15 protein-coding genes, 1 tRNA gene and 1 pseudogene are annotated in these 15,598 nt (G+C 64.5%); 14 read left to right on the forward strand and 3 right to left on the reverse strand.

What is annotated here, in order from left to right:
* The 6 genes and pseudogenes from selA to WA950_RS10470 all read left to right on the forward strand — a co-directional run bounded on the left by selA (position 1) and on the right by WA950_RS10470 (position 5,130).
* The gene (gene selA / locus WA950_RS10445) at positions 1-1,422 is read left to right on the forward strand and encodes an L-seryl-tRNA(Sec) selenium transferase (protein WP_424551644.1); all 1,422 of its coding nucleotides are present in this window, start codon (positions 1-3) and stop codon (positions 1,420-1,422) included.
* Positions 1,422-2,216, forward strand: a complete 795-nt coding sequence (locus WA950_RS10450) for a tetratricopeptide repeat protein (protein WP_424551645.1) — start codon at positions 1,422-1,424, stop codon at positions 2,214-2,216. Before selA ends, WA950_RS10450 begins: the two co-directional genes overlap by 1 nt.
* Positions 2,213-4,048 (forward strand): annotated as a pseudogene (gene selB / locus WA950_RS10455) (selenocysteine-specific translation elongation factor); the annotation flags it as partial. The gene WA950_RS10450 and the pseudogene selB, both read left to right, overlap by 4 nt.
* Positions 4,049-4,177: 129 nt before the next feature.
* Positions 4,178-4,273: transfer RNA gene (locus WA950_RS10460), tRNA-Sec, on the forward strand.
* Between the two features lie 19 nt (positions 4,274-4,292).
* Entirely contained in the window at positions 4,293-4,757 is a 465-nt protein-coding gene (locus WA950_RS10465; protein ID WP_424551646.1) for a hypothetical protein, read from the forward strand.
* A complete protein-coding gene (locus WA950_RS10470) occupies positions 4,741-5,130 on the forward strand; it encodes a hypothetical protein (protein WP_424551647.1) in 390 nt (129 codons plus the stop codon). Before WA950_RS10465 ends, WA950_RS10470 begins: the two co-directional genes overlap by 17 nt.
* A 105-nt stretch (positions 5,131-5,235) precedes the next feature.
* Here the strand turns inward: WA950_RS10470 and WA950_RS10475 are convergent, their stop codons facing one another.
* The 3 genes from WA950_RS10475 to WA950_RS10485 form a co-directional block, all read right to left on the reverse strand.
* Positions 5,236-6,483: an enolase C-terminal domain-like protein gene (locus tag WA950_RS10475; RefSeq protein ID WP_424551648.1), complete on the reverse strand. Its 1,248-nt coding sequence runs from the start codon at positions 6,481-6,483 to the stop codon at positions 5,236-5,238.
* 20 nt (positions 6,484-6,503) lie between these two features.
* On the reverse strand, positions 6,504-7,298 hold the full coding sequence (locus WA950_RS10480; protein WP_424551649.1) for an SDR family NAD(P)-dependent oxidoreductase: 795 nt from the start codon (positions 7,296-7,298) through the stop codon (positions 6,504-6,506).
* Between the two features lie 75 nt (positions 7,299-7,373).
* Positions 7,374-8,249, reverse strand: a complete 876-nt coding sequence (locus WA950_RS10485; RefSeq protein ID WP_424551732.1) for an SMP-30/gluconolactonase/LRE family protein — start codon at positions 8,247-8,249, stop codon at positions 7,374-7,376.
* A 189-nt stretch (positions 8,250-8,438) separates the two neighbouring features.
* Here WA950_RS10485 and WA950_RS10490 point away from each other — a divergent pair, with 189 nt between their 5' ends.
* The 8 genes from WA950_RS10490 to WA950_RS10525 all read left to right on the forward strand — a co-directional run bounded on the left by WA950_RS10490 (position 8,439) and on the right by WA950_RS10525 (position 15,520).
* Positions 8,439-9,101: a FadR/GntR family transcriptional regulator gene (locus WA950_RS10490; RefSeq protein WP_424551733.1), complete on the forward strand. Its 663-nt coding sequence runs from the start codon at positions 8,439-8,441 to the stop codon at positions 9,099-9,101.
* A 2-nt stretch (positions 9,102-9,103) separates the two neighbouring features.
* Positions 9,104-10,306 carry a mandelate racemase/muconate lactonizing enzyme family protein gene (locus tag WA950_RS10495; RefSeq protein ID WP_424551650.1) on the forward strand — a complete coding sequence of 401 codons (1,203 nt, stop codon included), beginning with the start codon at positions 9,104-9,106 and terminating at the stop codon, positions 10,304-10,306.
* A gap of 70 nt (positions 10,307-10,376) precedes the next feature.
* A complete protein-coding gene (locus tag WA950_RS10500) occupies positions 10,377-11,069 on the forward strand; it encodes a GntR family transcriptional regulator (RefSeq protein WP_424551651.1) in 693 nt (230 codons plus the stop codon).
* Positions 11,070-11,115: 46 nt separating this feature from the next.
* Positions 11,116-12,090 carry a sugar ABC transporter substrate-binding protein gene (locus WA950_RS10505; RefSeq protein ID WP_424551652.1) on the forward strand — a complete coding sequence of 325 codons (975 nt, stop codon included), beginning with the start codon at positions 11,116-11,118 and terminating at the stop codon, positions 12,088-12,090.
* 68 nt (positions 12,091-12,158) lie between these two features.
* Positions 12,159-13,142 (forward strand): ABC transporter permease, encoded by a 984-nt coding sequence (locus WA950_RS10510; RefSeq protein WP_424551653.1) that lies wholly within the window; start codon positions 12,159-12,161, stop codon positions 13,140-13,142.
* Positions 13,139-13,870: an ATP-binding cassette domain-containing protein gene (locus WA950_RS10515; protein ID WP_424551654.1), complete on the forward strand. Its 732-nt coding sequence runs from the start codon at positions 13,139-13,141 to the stop codon at positions 13,868-13,870. The genes WA950_RS10510 and WA950_RS10515 overlap by 4 nt, the downstream gene beginning before the upstream one ends.
* Positions 13,871-13,877: 7 nt before the next feature.
* Positions 13,878-14,633: an SDR family oxidoreductase gene (locus WA950_RS10520; protein WP_424551655.1), complete on the forward strand. Its 756-nt coding sequence runs from the start codon at positions 13,878-13,880 to the stop codon at positions 14,631-14,633.
* Complete coding sequence (locus WA950_RS10525) at positions 14,633-15,520, forward strand: aldose 1-epimerase (RefSeq protein ID WP_424551656.1); 888 nt, start codon at positions 14,633-14,635, stop codon at positions 15,518-15,520. The genes WA950_RS10520 and WA950_RS10525 overlap by 1 nt, the downstream gene beginning before the upstream one ends.
* Positions 15,521-15,598: the final 78 nt, after the last annotated feature.

Consider the following 15,598-nt stretch of genomic DNA (forward strand, 5'->3'; position numbering starts at 1 on the left):
ATGGACGCATTTGGAAACAGTGTACCCTTGCGCCGCCTTCCTTCCGTCGACCAACTGATGCGCACGGAAGCGGCAGAGGCTGCCGTCGAGCGCTTCGGTCGTTCGCTGGTCGTGGCGTCCGTCCGCGAGAGCGTGCAGGCAGCCCGTGCTGCAATGCGCGACGGCGGCGTACCCCTGTCCGGCGTAGACAATATCATGGCCGAAGCCGTGGAGCGCCTTGAAGCAGCGGCCGTGCCGAAAGTGCGGCCTGTCTTCAACCTGACCGGCACCGTGCTGCACACCAATCTCGGCCGCGCCGTGCTGGCCGAAGAAGCCATCGCGGCCGCCACGCAGGCGATGCGCCAGGCGCTGGCGCTGGAATTCGATCTGTCCGGCGGCAAGCGCGGCGAACGTGATACGCTCGTGCGCGACCTGCTGGTCGAGCTGACGGGCGCAGAAGACGTCACCGTCGTCAACAACAATGCGGCCGCGGTGCTGCTGACCCTCAACACCTTCGCCGACGGGCGCGACGCCATCATTTCGCGCGGTGAACTGATCGAGATCGGCGGCGCTTTCCGCATGCCGGATATCATCGCGCGCGCCGGTGCGCGGATCGTCGAGGTCGGCACCACCAATCGTACGCATTTTCGCGACTATGCCGAGGCGCTTGGGCCGCAAACCGGGCTGGTGCTGAAGGTACATACGTCGAACTACCGGATACAGGGTTTCACCAGTGAAGTCGGCGCGGGAGAGCTGGCGCCGTTGGCGAGAGAACGAGGTGTCCTCCTCGTCAACGACCTGGGATCCGGGACGCTTGTCGACCTGTCGCGATACGGCCTGTCGAGGGAGCCGACCGTTGCCGACGCGATGAGCGAAGGCGCCGACATCGTCACCTTCTCCGGCGACAAGCTGCTGGGCGGGCCGCAGACCGGGTTCATCGCAGGCCGAAAGGAACTGATCGCGCGCATCAACCGGAATCCGATGAAGCGGGCGATGCGGGTGGACAAGATCCGGCTGGCGGCACTCGAAGCGACGCTTCGGCTCTATCTCGACCCGGAGCGTCTGGCAAAGCGGCTTCCGACCTTGCGGCATCTGGCACGCCCGCAAGCGGAGATCGAGACGCTGGCAAGACGGTTCGTGCCGGCAATCGCAACGGCAGTCGGCCCGCAGTTCGCGGTCGAGGCAGCCGCCTGCGCCAGCCAGATCGGCTCGGGCGCCCTGCCGCTGGAGACGATCCCCAGCTTCGGTGTCGCCGTCCGGTCCGCCGATCCGAGAGCCAGCGGACAGGCGATAGCCGATCTGGCCTCTGCGTTTCGCGCATTGCCAATGCCCGTCATCGGCCGCATCGCCGATCAGGCGTTCCTTCTCGACTTCCGCTGTCTTGAGGATGCCCCTGCGTTTTCGTCCAATCTTGGCCATTTGCGGCCGAATGGAGGGCGCTGATGGGATTTGTCGACCGCTTGCTTGGCCGTGCAGCGAAGGCCGTACCGACATGGCAGGAACAGATGGAGGCCGCCCTCGGCGCGGCCCAGAGGGGCGACTATGCAGCGGCCCTGTCGATCTGGGGGCCTCTTGCACATCAAGGGATTGCGCGGGCACAGAACAATATCGGCGCCTGCTTTTCGGCAGGTCTCGGTGTCGAGCGCGATGCGGAACTCGCAGTGAAATGGCTGAGCCTTGCGGCCGAGGCGGGTGATCCACTTGGGCAGCGCAATCTCGCCACCGCCTGTTTCAAGGGGGAGGGGATTGCAGCCGATCCGCAGAGGGCGGCCGATCTCTATCGGCGGGCGGCGGAAAGCGGCGACGCGCAGGCGCAGGACATGCTGAGCTGGATGCTCCTCGAAGGCGAACTCATCATTGCCGATCACGACGAAGCGCTGCGCTGGGCGAGGGCCGCTGCAGATCAGGGTATCGCCTCGTCGATGGCACGTCTCGGCATGATGTATCACAATGCGCTCGGCGTGGCGCGCAATCCGGCAGAGGCCGTCCGCTGGTGGGACAGGGCGGCGGCTCGCGGCGAGGCGGACGCGCAGGCGATGCTCGGCGCGGCGTTCCACCTTGGCGCCGGAGTGCCGCGCAACCCGCCCGTCGCCATGATCTGGCTGTGCCGCGCGCAAGCCGGCGGCAGCGAGCTGGCGGCCCCGTTCATGAATGCGGCGCAGGCGTCTCTGTCGGCAGTGCAACTGGCTGAAGCACGGCGTCTTGCAGCCGACCCTTTACCGGAGCCTATGGCATGATCGTTGGCACGGCAGGCCATGTCGACCACGGCAAGACCTCGCTGGTGCGGGCGCTGACCGGTGTGGATGCGGACCGGCTGAAGGAGGAAAAGGCGCGCGGCATCACCATCGATATCGGTTTTGCCTACATGCCGGGGATGGAAGGCAGCACCATCGGCTTTGTCGATGTGCCGGGCCATGAGCGCTTCGTGCACAACATGCTGGCGGGGTCGACGGGGATCGACTTCGCGCTGCTGGTCGTGGCCGTTGACGACGGCATCATGCCGCAGACGCGCGAGCATCTAGCCATTCTCGACCTGCTGGGCATCGAGCGCGGCATCGTCGCCCTCACCAAGGCGGACCTGGCGGAGCCGGACAGGCTGGCCGCGGCCTGCAACGAGGTTGCCAACGCCCTGATCGGCACGGGACTGGAGGGTTCCGCGGTCGTGCCGGTCTCCACCGTCAACGGCATGGGCATCAAGGAACTGCATGGCCGGTTGCTCGATGCCGCTGCTGCCCGCCCCGCGCGCAGGCGGCAGGACGGTGCGTTTCGCCTCGCAGTCGATCGTTCTTTTTCGTTGTCTGGTGTCGGCACCGTGGTGACCGGCACGGTGCTTTCCGGCTCGGTGACGGTCGGCGATCAGCTTGTCGTCAGCCCGACCGGTCTTTCCGCCCGTGTCCGGAAAATCCGCGCCCACAATGTCGAGAGCGAACGGGGCCTTGCCGGTGATCGCTGCGCGCTCAATCTGGCGGGCGAGGCGATCTCGAAGGATGCGATTTCCAGGGGCGATATGGTGCTGGATGCCCGTATCCACGCGCCCTGCGACCGCATCGATGCAAGATTGCGCGTGCTGGGGTCGGAGACGAAGCCTGTCTCGCAGTGGATGCCGGTGCGCCTGCATCACGGGGCGCTGGAAGTCGGAGCCAGGATCGTTCTGTTGGGTGACCGGCCGATCCAGCCCGGCGAAGAAGGCTATGTGCAACTGGTGCTGGAGCAGCCTGCGGCGATGGCGTCGGGCGACCGGTTCGTGGTGCGCGATACGAGCGCGCAAAGGACGATTGGCGGCGGCGTCCTTCTCGATTTGCGCGCACCCGCGCGCAAGCGGCGCACGCCGCAGCGAATGGCACAACTCGCGGCCTATTCGGGCGGCGACCCCGAGCATGTCCTGTCTGCCCTGCTGCAAGGCGCGCCGCACTATCTCGACATCAACAGTTTTCAGCGTGACTTTGCGCTGCTGCCTGGGCAGGCCGAGGTGATGGCCGGACGGCTGGGGCTGCTGCGTTTGCGCGCAGGTGACACGGCGCTGGTGATGGCGGCAACGACGTGGCCACGCTTGCGGCAGGCGGTTCTGGAGCGATTGCAGCGCTTCCATACGGAAAACCCTGACCTGCCTGGCATCGGTACGGAGCGCCTGCGCCTGCAGATCGAACCGAGGCTGCCGGCGCCGGCCTTTCTTTCGGCGTTGCGTGCGCTCGCTTCTTCGGGCGACGTGGCCATGGACGGCGCGTGGGTCAAGCTGCCGGGCCATGTGGTGCAGTTGATGCCGCAGGACGAAGCCCTGTGGGAGGGGATCGAGCCGCTTCTGGGCGGTGCGGCGCGTTTCCGCCCGCCGCGGGTGCGCGACATTGCCGAGATGCAGGGCGTGCGCGAGGTCGAGGTGCGAAGCCTGCTCAAGCGCCTCGGCCGCATGGGGCGCGTCGATGAGATCGATCACGACAATTTCCTTCTGCGCGGCACCATCGCCGAAATCGTCGAGATCGCCGCGGAGCTGAGCGCGGCGGCCAGCGACGGGCAGTTCAGCGTTGCCCAGATGCGTGACCGGCTCGACAATGGACGCAAAGTGACGATCCACATCCTTGAGTTTCTCGACCGACACGGCGTAACGTTCCGGCGCGGGGATGCGCGCCGGATCAACAGGAGGCGGCTGGACCTTTTTGGCGCGCGGGAGCCCGCCAATACGGTCGAGCCGAATGATGCAACTGGAAGAGATGCGTCCCCGGTGGGGCGTCCGGACTTCAAATCCGGGAGGGGCCGTGAGACGGTCTTTGGTGGGTTCGACTCCCACTCTCTTCCGCCAGCAACCTAGGGAGCGCGCGATGACCAGCGGCGGCTATGCAACCTATATCGGCGATCTCGACCGCATCGCGCGCGCGGCAAGCGCGGCCGAGGAGCAGTTCCGCAAGCAAGCGGCGCGCAGGGCCGAGGAACTGCGCAAGGAACGGGTGTTCGCCTTCCGCCGGCTCAACCTGCTGCGCGCGGTCGGCAACGCCGTCCGGTCGGCTGACAAGGCCGAAGAGGCGCAAGCGAACGGCCGGCACGTCTTGTCCCGCGAGGCTGGGTGGAGCGGGGCAACGCCGGCGCAGCAGGAAGCTGCGGACCGGTTCGCGCCCGTCACCCTTTCGATATGGGCCGCGACGGGTGAGGGCAGAGAGGGCGATGGCATTTCCACTGCCGACGCCATGGCGTCCTTTGAAAAATGGTTCGAGGAAAGCCGCAAGACGGCCTTCCTCAACCTGATGGAACGGGAAGTCGTGGAGTTGCCGCTTGTCGAAATCTCCTAGGCCCACGCGGTTCGACGACTGGATCGGCCAGGAATTCCGCAAGACGGGCGGCTTCACGGCGCTGGTTGTCCTGGTCTCTATTGGCGAACTCAGCATCACGCCGCTTCGCTCGACGCATTTCCACGTCATCGGCGACGACCTGGACTGGACGCAAATGGCCGGCTTGTTTTCCAGCGCGGGCGCTGTCTGGGACGGGGCGATGTTCGCGACGATGGCCGCCAAGGACGGAGGGCCGGTTGCCGATGCCATCGCGCGGCAGGAATTGCAGGCGCTGGCCGGGCGGCTGAAGGAGAACCGGCTGGTCCTCAACGAGAACCATTTCTTCGACCGCTGGGGGCGGCGGCTGAGGATCGACGAGGTGATGCTGCAGTGACGCAAGCGCGAAGTGGCGCTTGCCCCTTGTCCATGAAGCGGGCCGGGCGGGATGAATTCTGCAGAACAAGCCCCGACCGTCACCGGCCGGGGCTTTATCGCCAGTTCAGTAATCGATCACCCGGCTGTCCTGCGGGTCCGCCCAACGCGTGTTCGGCACGGTCGAAAACCAGCCGGGCCGCGATGGGTCGCGGTCATAAGCGTAGCCGCCAAGCGATTTGAAGAGTTCCGCATACTGGCCGAGCTTGTCCCGGTCGAGCGAGACCCCAAGGCCGGGACCGGTGGGGACTGCGATCTTCCCGTCGATATAGCGAAGAGGCCCCCCGGCGATCACGTCGTCGACAAGCTGATGGTAGTGCGCGTCGGCGGTGAAGACGAGGTTCGGCAGGACAGCGCCAAGATGCAGCATGGTCGCAAGCTGGATGCCGAGTTCGCCGGACGAATGCACGGCAATGCCGAGCTGGAATGTCTCGCAGACAGCCGCCGCCTTGACGCATGCCCGGATGCCGCCCCAGAAGGTCGTGTCGAGCAGGATCACATCGCATGACGGCGAAAGGACATTCGTCGCCAGCTGCTCGAAATTGATCACCACCGTGTTGGTCGCAAGCGGCATATGGGTGTTCTCGCGCACACGCCGCATGCCGTTGAGTCCCCAGGTCGGGTCCTCGTAATAGTCGTTGTTGAGGTCCTCGATTCCCTTGGCGAAGCGGATCGCTTCCTCGACGGTGAAGGCGGCGTTGGGATCGTAGCGCACGCTATCGGTGCCGACCGCCTTGGCGAGTGCGCGGTAGACCTCCAGCTCGTAATCCGGCGGGAAGACGCCGCTCTTCAGCTTGTGCGCGGTAAAGCCGTGCGTCTTCTTCAGGGATAGCGCCTGCTCGATCAACTGGTCGGCGGTGCGGATCTCGCCGGCGCCGGTGTCCTTGTTCGGCAGGCGGAAGAACAGGTAGCTGGCAAAGCCCACCTCGTCGCGCATCTTGCCGCCGAGAAGGTCGTAGACCGGAACGCCGAGGAATTTGCCCATGATGTCGAGGCAGGCGAACTCGATGGCCGCATGCATCTGGGTGCGGTTGTTGTAGAGGCTGGCCGTGGGATTGCAGATCTTGAAGCGAAGCTGCTCCAACTCAAACGGGTCGTGGCCGACGAGATAGGATTTGAGCGCCTTGAAGGCGGCCTCGGCGCTTTCGCCGCCGCCGCCCATTTCGCCAAGGCCGACGATGCCCACATCCGTCTCGACCTCGACGATGGTGCGCACGAAACGGCCCCAATGCGCCCCATTGGAATGGCGGAGCGGGGCTTCGAGCGGCACCGTCACTGTGGTGGCGCGGATATCGGTAATGACGGGCCGCTTCATTCTAATTCTCCGGTTTGAAACTACTCGGGCAACACGATGCCAAGCTTGGCCATCGTGCCGCCATCGATCTTGATGTCCGCGCCCGTGATGAAGCGCGCCTTGTCGCTTGCGAGGAAGGCGACGAGTTCGGCGATTTCCGCCGGTTTTCCGACGCGGCCGAGCGGATGGCCTTTGCCCCAGAGCGCGATCATCTCGTCCTGGGTTTTCTCACCCTTCCAGAGATCGGCCGCCCAGCGCAGCATCGGCGTATCGACGGAGGCGGGGCATACGGTGTTGACCGTGATGTTTTCCGCCGCATGGTCGAGCGCCATCGCTCGCACCAGCGCATTGATCGCGCCCTTGCTTGCCGTATAGGCGGCGACGCCCGCCTGCGAGGCGTAGGCCTGCACGGAGGAAATGGCGGCGATCGCGCCACCGCCACGCCGGCGCATCGCGGGAATGGCGAAGCGGGAGGCGAGGTAGATGCCTTTCACGTTGATGTCGAGAACGTCGTCCCAGACGTCCTCCGGCGTATCGACCACGGTGCCATAGCGTTGGATGCCGGCGCAACAGGCCAGCACGTCGACGCCGCCATGACGCGTCACCGCCTGGGTCACGGCCTCCTCCATGTCGCCGGCCTTGCGCACATCGCCGACGAAGCCGGAGGCATTGGGGCCGATCGTCGCGACGGCGGCGTCTACGGAAGTCGCGTCATTGGCAACGATCAGCACGCGCCCGCCGGCACGGGCGAAACGCTCGGAGCAGGCGAGGCCCATGCCGAGGCTGCCGCCGGTGACGATGATGCTCTTGCCGGAAAATTCTTGCGCAGTGCTCATAGCCGTCCTCGTGCCCGTTTTACCTAGCTAACATTCTACCATACCAGTTCGTCAACCGAATTCTGCCGCCCTCTGTCAGCCGAGGAATTTCGGCTCCGCGATCCCTCGCCCCGCGTGCTCTACAGCCATCAGGCTGCCCTCGGCCGGATGCGTTGCCAGATGCTCCGGCGTCATGGTGAAGCGGGCTGAAGTGACGTAGAGCGTGGTGAGGTCCGGGCCGCCGAAGGTGCAGCTCGTCGGCCAGGAGGCGGGCAGTTCGATCAGGTCGAGCAGCGCGCCGTCGGTGCTGAAGCGCGCCACAGACGCTCCGTTTACCACCCGGCAGTTCCACAGCCGGTCCTCGGCGTCCAGGCAGGAGCCGTCCGGCAGGCCGCGCTCAAATCCGGAGACGATGGTCTTGCGATTGGTGAGTGCGCCGGAGGCAGGATCGTAGTCGAACAGGTAGATTTCATTGGCGGGCGTATCGGCAAAGAAGAATCGGTTGTCGCTCGTCCAGGCCATCGTGTTGGTGATGCCGTATTCGCGCGGTGTCAGTTGCGTGACCGTGCCGTCCGGCGCGATTCGGTAGATCGCGCCGGATTTGCGATCCATTGCGCGCGGCGAGCCGTCCGGGTTGAGGTTGCTCTGCATCGTCGAGATCCAGAAAGCGCCGTCGGGTGCGACGCGACCCTCGTTCAGGCGGTTGTCCGGCAGGTCCGGTTCCGGCACGGCGAAGGTTTCGAAAGAACCGCCCGGCCGCCAGAGGCAGACCTCGCGCCGCAAGCCGACGATGAAGCCTCCGTCTTTCCGCAACCCGATCGACGTCGGGAAATCCGGCGTTTGCCAGGCGGCATGCGCACCCGTCTCGGGATCAAGCCGCTGAATGCGCCTGCCGCCGATATCCACCCAATAGAGCGCCTGCTCGTCGGCAGACCAGATGATGCTTTCACCGACGATATCGCCGGCAGCCATTTGAACCCGTGCCTTCACATACCCCTCCAGACGCTCGCAATTTCCCGTTGACAATAGTTGGACGCGAATCTAATCAAGGTCAAGTAGTACCTATATGATAGGTAGGAGGATAGCTTGACGGAAACCAAGGCAGAGGCGGCAGGCATTCTTGCCGACCGGCCGAGCGGCGAGGGCCTGCTTGGCGGCGTGATGGCCGCAGTCAATGCCCATATCCGGCAGAACGGCTTGCAGGTCGGCGACTCGCTGCCCAGCGAGGGCGCCTTTGCGGCCGAGCTTGGCGTGTCGCGGGGCGTCATGCGCGAGGCCTATCGCTCGCTGTCGGCGCTGACGTTGATCGACATCGGCAATGGCCGTCGTCCGCGCGTTACCGCGCCGAGGGCGGATGTGCTGGCGCTGGTCACCGACCACGCGGTGCATACCGACCACGCGACGATCCAGCAGATCTTCGACGTGCGGCGCACGATCGAGCGCCGGACCGTCGTTCTGGCCGCGATGCGGCGCACGGACCGGGAGGCGGCGGAGATCCTCGCGCTCGCCGAGGCAATGCAGCGGGATTTCGACGATCCGCAGAAGGTGATGGAGCACGATATCGCGTTCCACGAGGCCATCGGGACGGCGTCGCGCAACCCGATGTTCGCCCTGCTCGTCGGCTCGTTCCATGTGGTGACCCGCTACACCTGGCCGATCGGCTGGGCGAGCCGCGCCAGCAACGAGACGCGGCAGGAAAGCGTCGACGGCCACAAGACAATCGCGAAGGCCATTGCCGATGGCGACCCGGTGACGGGCGAACAGGCAATGGCTGAACATTTCGACCTGACGGTAAAGGCGCTGCTGGCGGCGGGAGTTTATTGAGAATGAAAATTACGGCGCTCGAAACGGTCCGTGTCAACGATTTTCCGAACATCCTCTGGGTCCGCATCCATACGGACGAGGGCATCGTCGGTCTCGGCGAAACCTTCTTCATGGCGCAGACAGTGGAAGCCTATATCCACGAGGTCGTCGCACCGAAATTGATCGGCCGCGACCCGTTGGAGATCGACCGCATCTCCAAGGACCTGACCGGCTATCTGGGCTTCCGTTCAACGGGGGCGGAAATGCGCGGAAATTCCGCCATCGACATCGGTCTCTGGGACCTGTTCGGCAAGGTGACGAACCAGCCCATCGCCCAGCTGCTCGGCGGCTTTTCGCGCCGCAAGATCCGCACCTACAACACCTGCGCCGGCAACACCTACATGCGTGACGCCAAGGGCCAGCAGACCGCAAATTACGGTATCGGCGGCCCACGGCGCGACTATGACGACCTCAACGCCTTCCTGGAGCGGGCGGACGATCTGGCCGAGGACCTGCTCAGCGAAGGCATCACGGCCATGAAGATCTGGCCGTTCGACATCGCAGCCGAAAAGACCGACGGCCAGTACATTTCCGGCCCCGACCTTCGCAAGGCGCTGGAGCCCTTCGAGAAGATCCGCAAGCGGGTCGGTGACCGCATGGATATCATGGTGGAATTCCACTCGATGTGGCAGCTGACGCCAGCCATCCAGATCGCGCGGGCGCTCGAGCCCTATGCCACCTTCTGGCATGAGGATCCGATCAAGATGGATTCGCTTTCGAGCCTGAAGCGCTATGCCGCCGCAAGCCGTGCGCCGCTCTGCGCCTCCGAAACGCTTGCCACGCGCTGGGCGTTCCGCGACCTGCTGGAGACGGACTCGGCCGGCATCATCATGCTCGACCTTTCCTGGTGCGGTGGCATTTCGGAAGCCAAGAAGATCGCGACCATGGCGGAGGCCTGGCATCTGCCGGTCGCGCCGCACGACTGCACCGGGCCGGTGGTGCTGGCCGCCTCGACGCACCTGTCGCTGAATGCGCCGAACGCGCTCGTGCAGGAAAGCGTGCGCGCCTACTACCGGACCTGGTACGCCGACCTGACGACGCAGCTGCCGACCGTCACCAACGGCATGATCACCGTGCCGCCGGGGCCGGGCCATGGCGTGGACCTCGCGCCCGACCTCGACCGGAAGTTCGATGTCGTCCGTCGCATGTCGACGGCGCAGGATTGAATGGGGCGCTTGACTTGTATGGTAGTATCCAAGTAGCGTTGTGGAGGATGGGGATGAAGGGAGGGCCGCTATGCAGGGCATGAAAACGCTTCGGGTTCTCTCGTCTGCAGAGGCCGTTGGCCCGCAGGTCTATCGCATCCTGCGCGAGCAGATCATTCAGGCCGAGCTGACCCCGGGCGAGCGCATATCCGAGTCGGAAATCGCCAAAAGCCTGTCGATCAGCCGGCAGCCAGTCCGCGAGGCCTTCATCAAGCTGTCGGAGGAGGGGCTGGTCCAGGTCCTGCCGCAGCGCGGCACCTATGTCACCCGAATCTCGACCGCTTCTGTCATGGACGTGCGCTTCGTGCGGGAGGCGATCGAGGCCGATATCGTGCGCCAGGTCGCAGCGGAGCACGCGACCGCCACCATCGAGGTCCTGCGCGACCAGATCGCCCGGCAGAAGCAGGTGCCGCATGACGATCGCGCTGCCTTCCTGCGGCTCGATGAACTGTTTCATCACACGCTCGCCGCCGCGGCCGGGCGCGCCTATGCGTGGAGCGTCATCGAGAGCGTCAAGGCACAGATGGATCGCGTCCGCTTTCTCAGCGTCGACGACATCCAGATCAATCGCCTGATCGAGCAGCACGAACGCATCGTCGACGGCATTGCTGCCGGCGATGTGAGTGAGGCCGAGCAGGCGCTGCGCACGCATCTGCGCGAAATCGTGAAATCGCTGCCCGAGATCGCACGGTCGCGGGCGGAGTTCTTTGACGGCGCGGGGTGAGCGCGCCGCCACCACATCTTGGATTGTTCAACGGGAGGAATAGAACATGATCCGGAAACTGGTAGCAGGAACAGCCCTCGGGCTGACGATGATGGCCTCGGGCGCCAGCGCCGAGGGCCTCAATATTGCATTCATCAGCCACTCGTCGGCCTCCAACACCTTCTGGCAGTCGGTGAAGAAGGGCTATGACGACGCCTGCGAAAGGGTCGGCGCCACGTGCCAGCTGATCCTGACGCAGACGGAAGGCGCCGTCGAGCAGGCCGTCGCAAACCTGCAGGCGGCTATCGCCTCCAAGCCGGATGCGATTTTCGTCGCCATCGTCGACAACAATGCCTATGACAACGTGATCAAGGAAGCCGTCGATGCCGGCATCCTCGTGCTCGCGGTCAATGTCGATGACAGCGAAGGCGCCAAGGGCAATGCCCGCAAGGCCTTTGTCGGCCAGGGCTTCACGGCGGCCGGCTATTCGCTCGCCAAGGCCCAGTCAGAAAACTTCCCGAAGGAAGGCCCCCTCAACCTGCTGGTCGGCGTGAACGCGCCCGGTCAGACCTGGTCCGAGCAGCGCGCCGGCGGTGTCATGAAGTTCCTCGAGGAATACAAGGCCGAGCACGACGATCGCGAGATCACCATCACCCGCATCGATTCAGCGACCGACCTTGCGCTCACGGCGGATCGTATCGGCGCCTATCTCAATGCCAACCCGGAAACCTCGGCCTATTTCGACACCGGCTACTGGCATGCCGGCGTCGCGCGGGTGCTGAAGGATCGCGGCATCGAGCCGGGCAAGGTTCTGCTCGGCGGTTTCGACCTCGTGCCGGAAGTCCTGCAGCAGATGGAAGCCGGCTACGTTCAGGTGCAGGTCGACCAGCAGCCCTACATGCAGGGCTTCATGCCGGTCATGCAGGCCTATCTTTGGAAGACCGCCGGCCTGACGCCCTCCGACATCGACACCGGACAGGGCATCGTCACCCCCAAGGATGTGCCGACCATCCTCGAAATGGCGAAGCAGGGTCTTCGCTGATCCTGCGTCCGACATGAAACCGGCGTCTTGCCTTGGCGGGCAAGACGCCGAACCACGAGTAGCAGCCCATGAAGCGGTTTCTGAAAATCTATCTGGACAAGCCGGAACTTGCCGGTCTCGCCCTGCTGATCATCCTCCTTGTCGTCTTCCAGGTGAAGTCGAACGGTATTCTCCTGTCCTTCGAAAACGTTCGCGGCGTCATGGGACTCCTGCCTGAAATGGCGCTCGTCGCCATCGGTGTGACCATCCTGATGATCTGCGGCGAATTCGACCTTTCGGTGGGTTCGGTCTTTGCGCTGATGCCGATGTCGATGGCGGTGGCGCTGACCCATGGCGTGCCTTTCCCCGTCGCCGTCCTTATGGGGCTGTCGATCTGCGCGATGATCGGCTTCGTCAACGGCTATCTCACGCTGCAATTCTCGATACCGAGCTTCATCACCACGCTGGGCATGCTGTTCATCGCGCGCTCGCTCACCATCGTCATTTCCGGCGGTTTCCCGCCGCTTCTGCCGAACGATCTGCCGACCTGGCTTTTCACCGACTACCTGTGGCAAGGCTCGCTGTTCCGCATGTCCTTCGTCTGGTTCGTGGTGATTGCGGCGCTGGCTGCCGCCCTGTTGTCGCTGACCAATTTCGGCAACTGGATCCGCGCGACCGGCGGCTTCAACGAGGCGGCCGCCTCGATGGGCATCCCGGTCCGGCGCGTCAAGATCATCTGCTTCATGCTGTGCTCGGTTCTGGCTGGCTTTGCCGGGCTGCTGCAGGTGCTGCGCCTCGGCTCGCCGCTGCCCTCGATCGGCGAGGGACTGGAACTGCAGGCCGTCGCAGCAGCCGTTATCGGTGGCACCGCGCTCGCCGGCGGCATCGGCACGGTGTTCGGCGCGATCATCGGCACGCTGCTGATCCGCACCATCGACAACGGCCTGGTCCTGTCGCGGGTCGATGCCAACTGGTTCAAGTTCGCAATCGGCGTGCTGACCATGTTCGCCGTCGTCGCCAATGCCTGGATGGGCAAGATTTCCCGCAAGATCAAAGTGGAATCGCACAAATGACCACCCCGATCATCGAGTGCCGCAACCTGCAGAAATGGTATAGCGGCGTCCACGCCCTGAAGAACGTCAATCTCACGATCTATCCGGGCGAGACCGTCGGTCTCGTCGGCGACAACGGCGCGGGAAAATCGACGCTGATCAAGATCCTGTCGGGCGTCCACCACCAGGATTCCGGTGAGGTGCTCATCGAGGGGCGGCAGGTCGAGCTGCGCACTCCCAAGGATGCGATGCGCCACGGGCTGGAGACCATCTACCAGTACAATTCCATGGTTCCGTCGATGTCGATCGCGCGCAACCTCTTCATCGGTCGCGAGCCGATGAAATGGTCGCTCTGCGGCTTCGGCATCATGGACCAGAAGCGCATGCGCGCCGAAAGCATAAGGGCCATCGCCGATGTCGACCTGCATCTGCGCTCGCCGGACGCGCTGGTCGGCGAATTGTCGGGCGGGCAGCGGCAGGGCGTGGCGATCGCCCGCGCCATGCACTTCAAGTCGAAGGTGCTGATCCTCGACGAGCCGACCAACCACCTCTCGGTCAAGGAAACCGACAAGGTGATCGGCTTCGTGCGCGGCCTGAAAGCGCAGGGGCTGACGGGCGTCTTCATCTCGCACAACATGCAGCACGTCTTCCAGTCCTGCGACCGTATCGTCGCCATGGCGCGCGGCGAGATCGTGTTCGACAAGCCGACCGCCGACACGTCGATCGACGAAGTCCACGCGCTTCTGTGAGGGAACCATGACTGACCTGACCGGGAAAACCGTCCTGCTTACCGGTGCGCTCGGCACGCTCGGGCGCGCACAGGCCGAGCGGCTGGCGCGCGCCGGCGCTACCCTTCTTCTGCTCGACCGGCCAGGGGCCACGGCAGGCGGGCCCTTTGCCGAGGAGATCGCCGCTGCGCACGGCGTCAAGGCACTCTATATCGGCGAGGACCTGAACGATCTGGCCGCCGCCGAAAAGCGCGCGCTGGAACTGGCGGATGCGCATGGCGGCATCGACATCCTCATCAACAATGCGGCTCTGATCATCAACAAGCCCTTCGAGGATTTCTCGATTGCAGAATACGAAGATCAGGTGCGTGTGAATTCATCCGCCGCCTTCGCGCTCGCCCGCTCGGTCGCACCGGCGATGAAGGTGAAGCAATATGGAAAGATCGTCAACTTCTGCTCGGTCACGCTCAATGGCCGATGGGACGGCTATGTTCCCTATGTCGCCTCGAAGGGGGCCATGCTCGGCCTGACCAAATCGCTTGCGCGCGAGCTCGGCCCCTATGGTATCAGCGTCAACGCCGTTTCGCCGGGCGCTATCGTCTCGCAGGCGGAAGAGCGTGTCTTCGGTGAGCGTCTGGAGGAGTACAACAGGTGGGTGCTGGAGAACCAGTCGCTGAAGACCCGAATCCAGCCGGCCGCTGTCGCCGACCTCGTGCATTTCCTCGTTTCGCCGGCATCCGACATGATCTCCGGCCAGAACATCGCAGTTGACGGCGGATGGTGATGACGGCGGTCGAGCTTGCCAATGACAGGGCGCGTATCGTCGTGCGCCCCGACCTCGGTGCGGGGCTCACCGCGTTCGAGGTCTTGAGCGAGGGCATATGGCAGCCGATCTTCCGCACGGTCGATCCGGCGACGGCCCATCCTTTCTCCCTGTCCAACATCCTGCTGGTCCCGTTTTCCGGGCGGGTTTCCGGTGGCGGTTTCTCGTTTGACGGCACCTTCCATGCGCTGCCGCGCAACATGGAGACGGAGCGCTATCCGATTCATGGCAACGGCTTTTTGGCTGCCTGGCAGATCGCGTCGCAAGACCCGGTCTCCATGAGCCTTGCTCTTTCGGCGGAAGGGCCGGGGCCGTTCCGCTATGATGCGGCCATGTCCTACAGGCTCGACGGTGCCGCGCTCACCATGGAACTCGAAATCGTCAATCGCGCGGCGATCCGCCTGCCCTATGGCGCGGGTTTCCATCCCTGGTTCGTGCGCGATGCGGACACGACGCTCACCGCACCTGCTACAGGTGTCTGGCTGGAGCGGGACGACCATCTGCCGAAGGCCCTTGAACCCGTCACCTCGCATCCGGACATGGATTTCAACCGGCCGAAGGCGCCTCCGGGCCGTTGGATCAACAACTGGTTCAATGGCTGGGACGGCAAGGCTCGGATCGTCTGGCCGGGCCGGGGGCTGGCGGCGGATATCGAGGCGAGCGAGGCGCTGCGCCAGTATGTCGTCTTCTCACCTGCCGGCGATGCCGATTTCATCTGCTTCGAGCCGGTGACCCATCCCGTGGATGCCTTCAATCTTCCTGGCGAGGCGCAAGCGCACGGCCTGAAGGTTCTGGAGCCGGGCGAAAGCCTGGTGATCTCCACCCGTATCGCCATCGATCTTGGATGAGGGGTCGGGGCCGGTTGGCTCACTTCGCAATCCACTATCAGGGACTTCGGGCAAAGTGATTTTCGCTGACGGTCGTCT

This window comes from Shinella sp. (assembly GCF_049651085.1).
GTDB lineage: Bacteria > Pseudomonadota > Alphaproteobacteria > Rhizobiales > Rhizobiaceae > Shinella.

Coding starts and splice junctions, on each gene's coding strand:
- WA950_RS10475 (WP_424551648.1), bottom strand. CDS start 6,483: ATGAAGCGGCCCGTCATTACCGATATCCGCGCCACCACAGTGACGGTG.
- WA950_RS10520 (WP_424551655.1), top strand. CDS start 13,878: ATGACTGACCTGACCGGGAAAACCGTCCTGCTTACCGGTGCGCTCGGC.
- WA950_RS10525 (WP_424551656.1), top strand. CDS start 14,633: ATGACGGCGGTCGAGCTTGCCAATGACAGGGCGCGTATCGTCGTGCGC.
- WA950_RS10450 (WP_424551645.1), top strand. CDS start 1,422: ATGGGATTTGTCGACCGCTTGCTTGGCCGTGCAGCGAAGGCCGTACCG.
- WA950_RS10490 (WP_424551733.1), top strand. CDS start 8,439: ATGGCCGCAGTCAATGCCCATATCCGGCAGAACGGCTTGCAGGTCGGC.
- WA950_RS10485 (WP_424551732.1), bottom strand. CDS start 8,249: ATGGCTGCCGGCGATATCGTCGGTGAAAGCATCATCTGGTCTGCCGAC.
- selA (WP_424551644.1), top strand. CDS start 1: ATGGACGCATTTGGAAACAGTGTACCCTTGCGCCGCCTTCCTTCCGTC.
- WA950_RS10500 (WP_424551651.1), top strand. CDS start 10,377: ATGCAGGGCATGAAAACGCTTCGGGTTCTCTCGTCTGCAGAGGCCGTT.
- WA950_RS10495 (WP_424551650.1), top strand. CDS start 9,104: ATGAAAATTACGGCGCTCGAAACGGTCCGTGTCAACGATTTTCCGAAC.
- WA950_RS10505 (WP_424551652.1), top strand. CDS start 11,116: ATGATCCGGAAACTGGTAGCAGGAACAGCCCTCGGGCTGACGATGATG.
- WA950_RS10465 (WP_424551646.1), top strand. CDS start 4,293: ATGACCAGCGGCGGCTATGCAACCTATATCGGCGATCTCGACCGCATC.
- WA950_RS10480 (WP_424551649.1), bottom strand. CDS start 7,298: ATGAGCACTGCGCAAGAATTTTCCGGCAAGAGCATCATCGTCACCGGC.
- WA950_RS10515 (WP_424551654.1), top strand. CDS start 13,139: ATGACCACCCCGATCATCGAGTGCCGCAACCTGCAGAAATGGTATAGC.
- WA950_RS10510 (WP_424551653.1), top strand. CDS start 12,159: ATGAAGCGGTTTCTGAAAATCTATCTGGACAAGCCGGAACTTGCCGGT.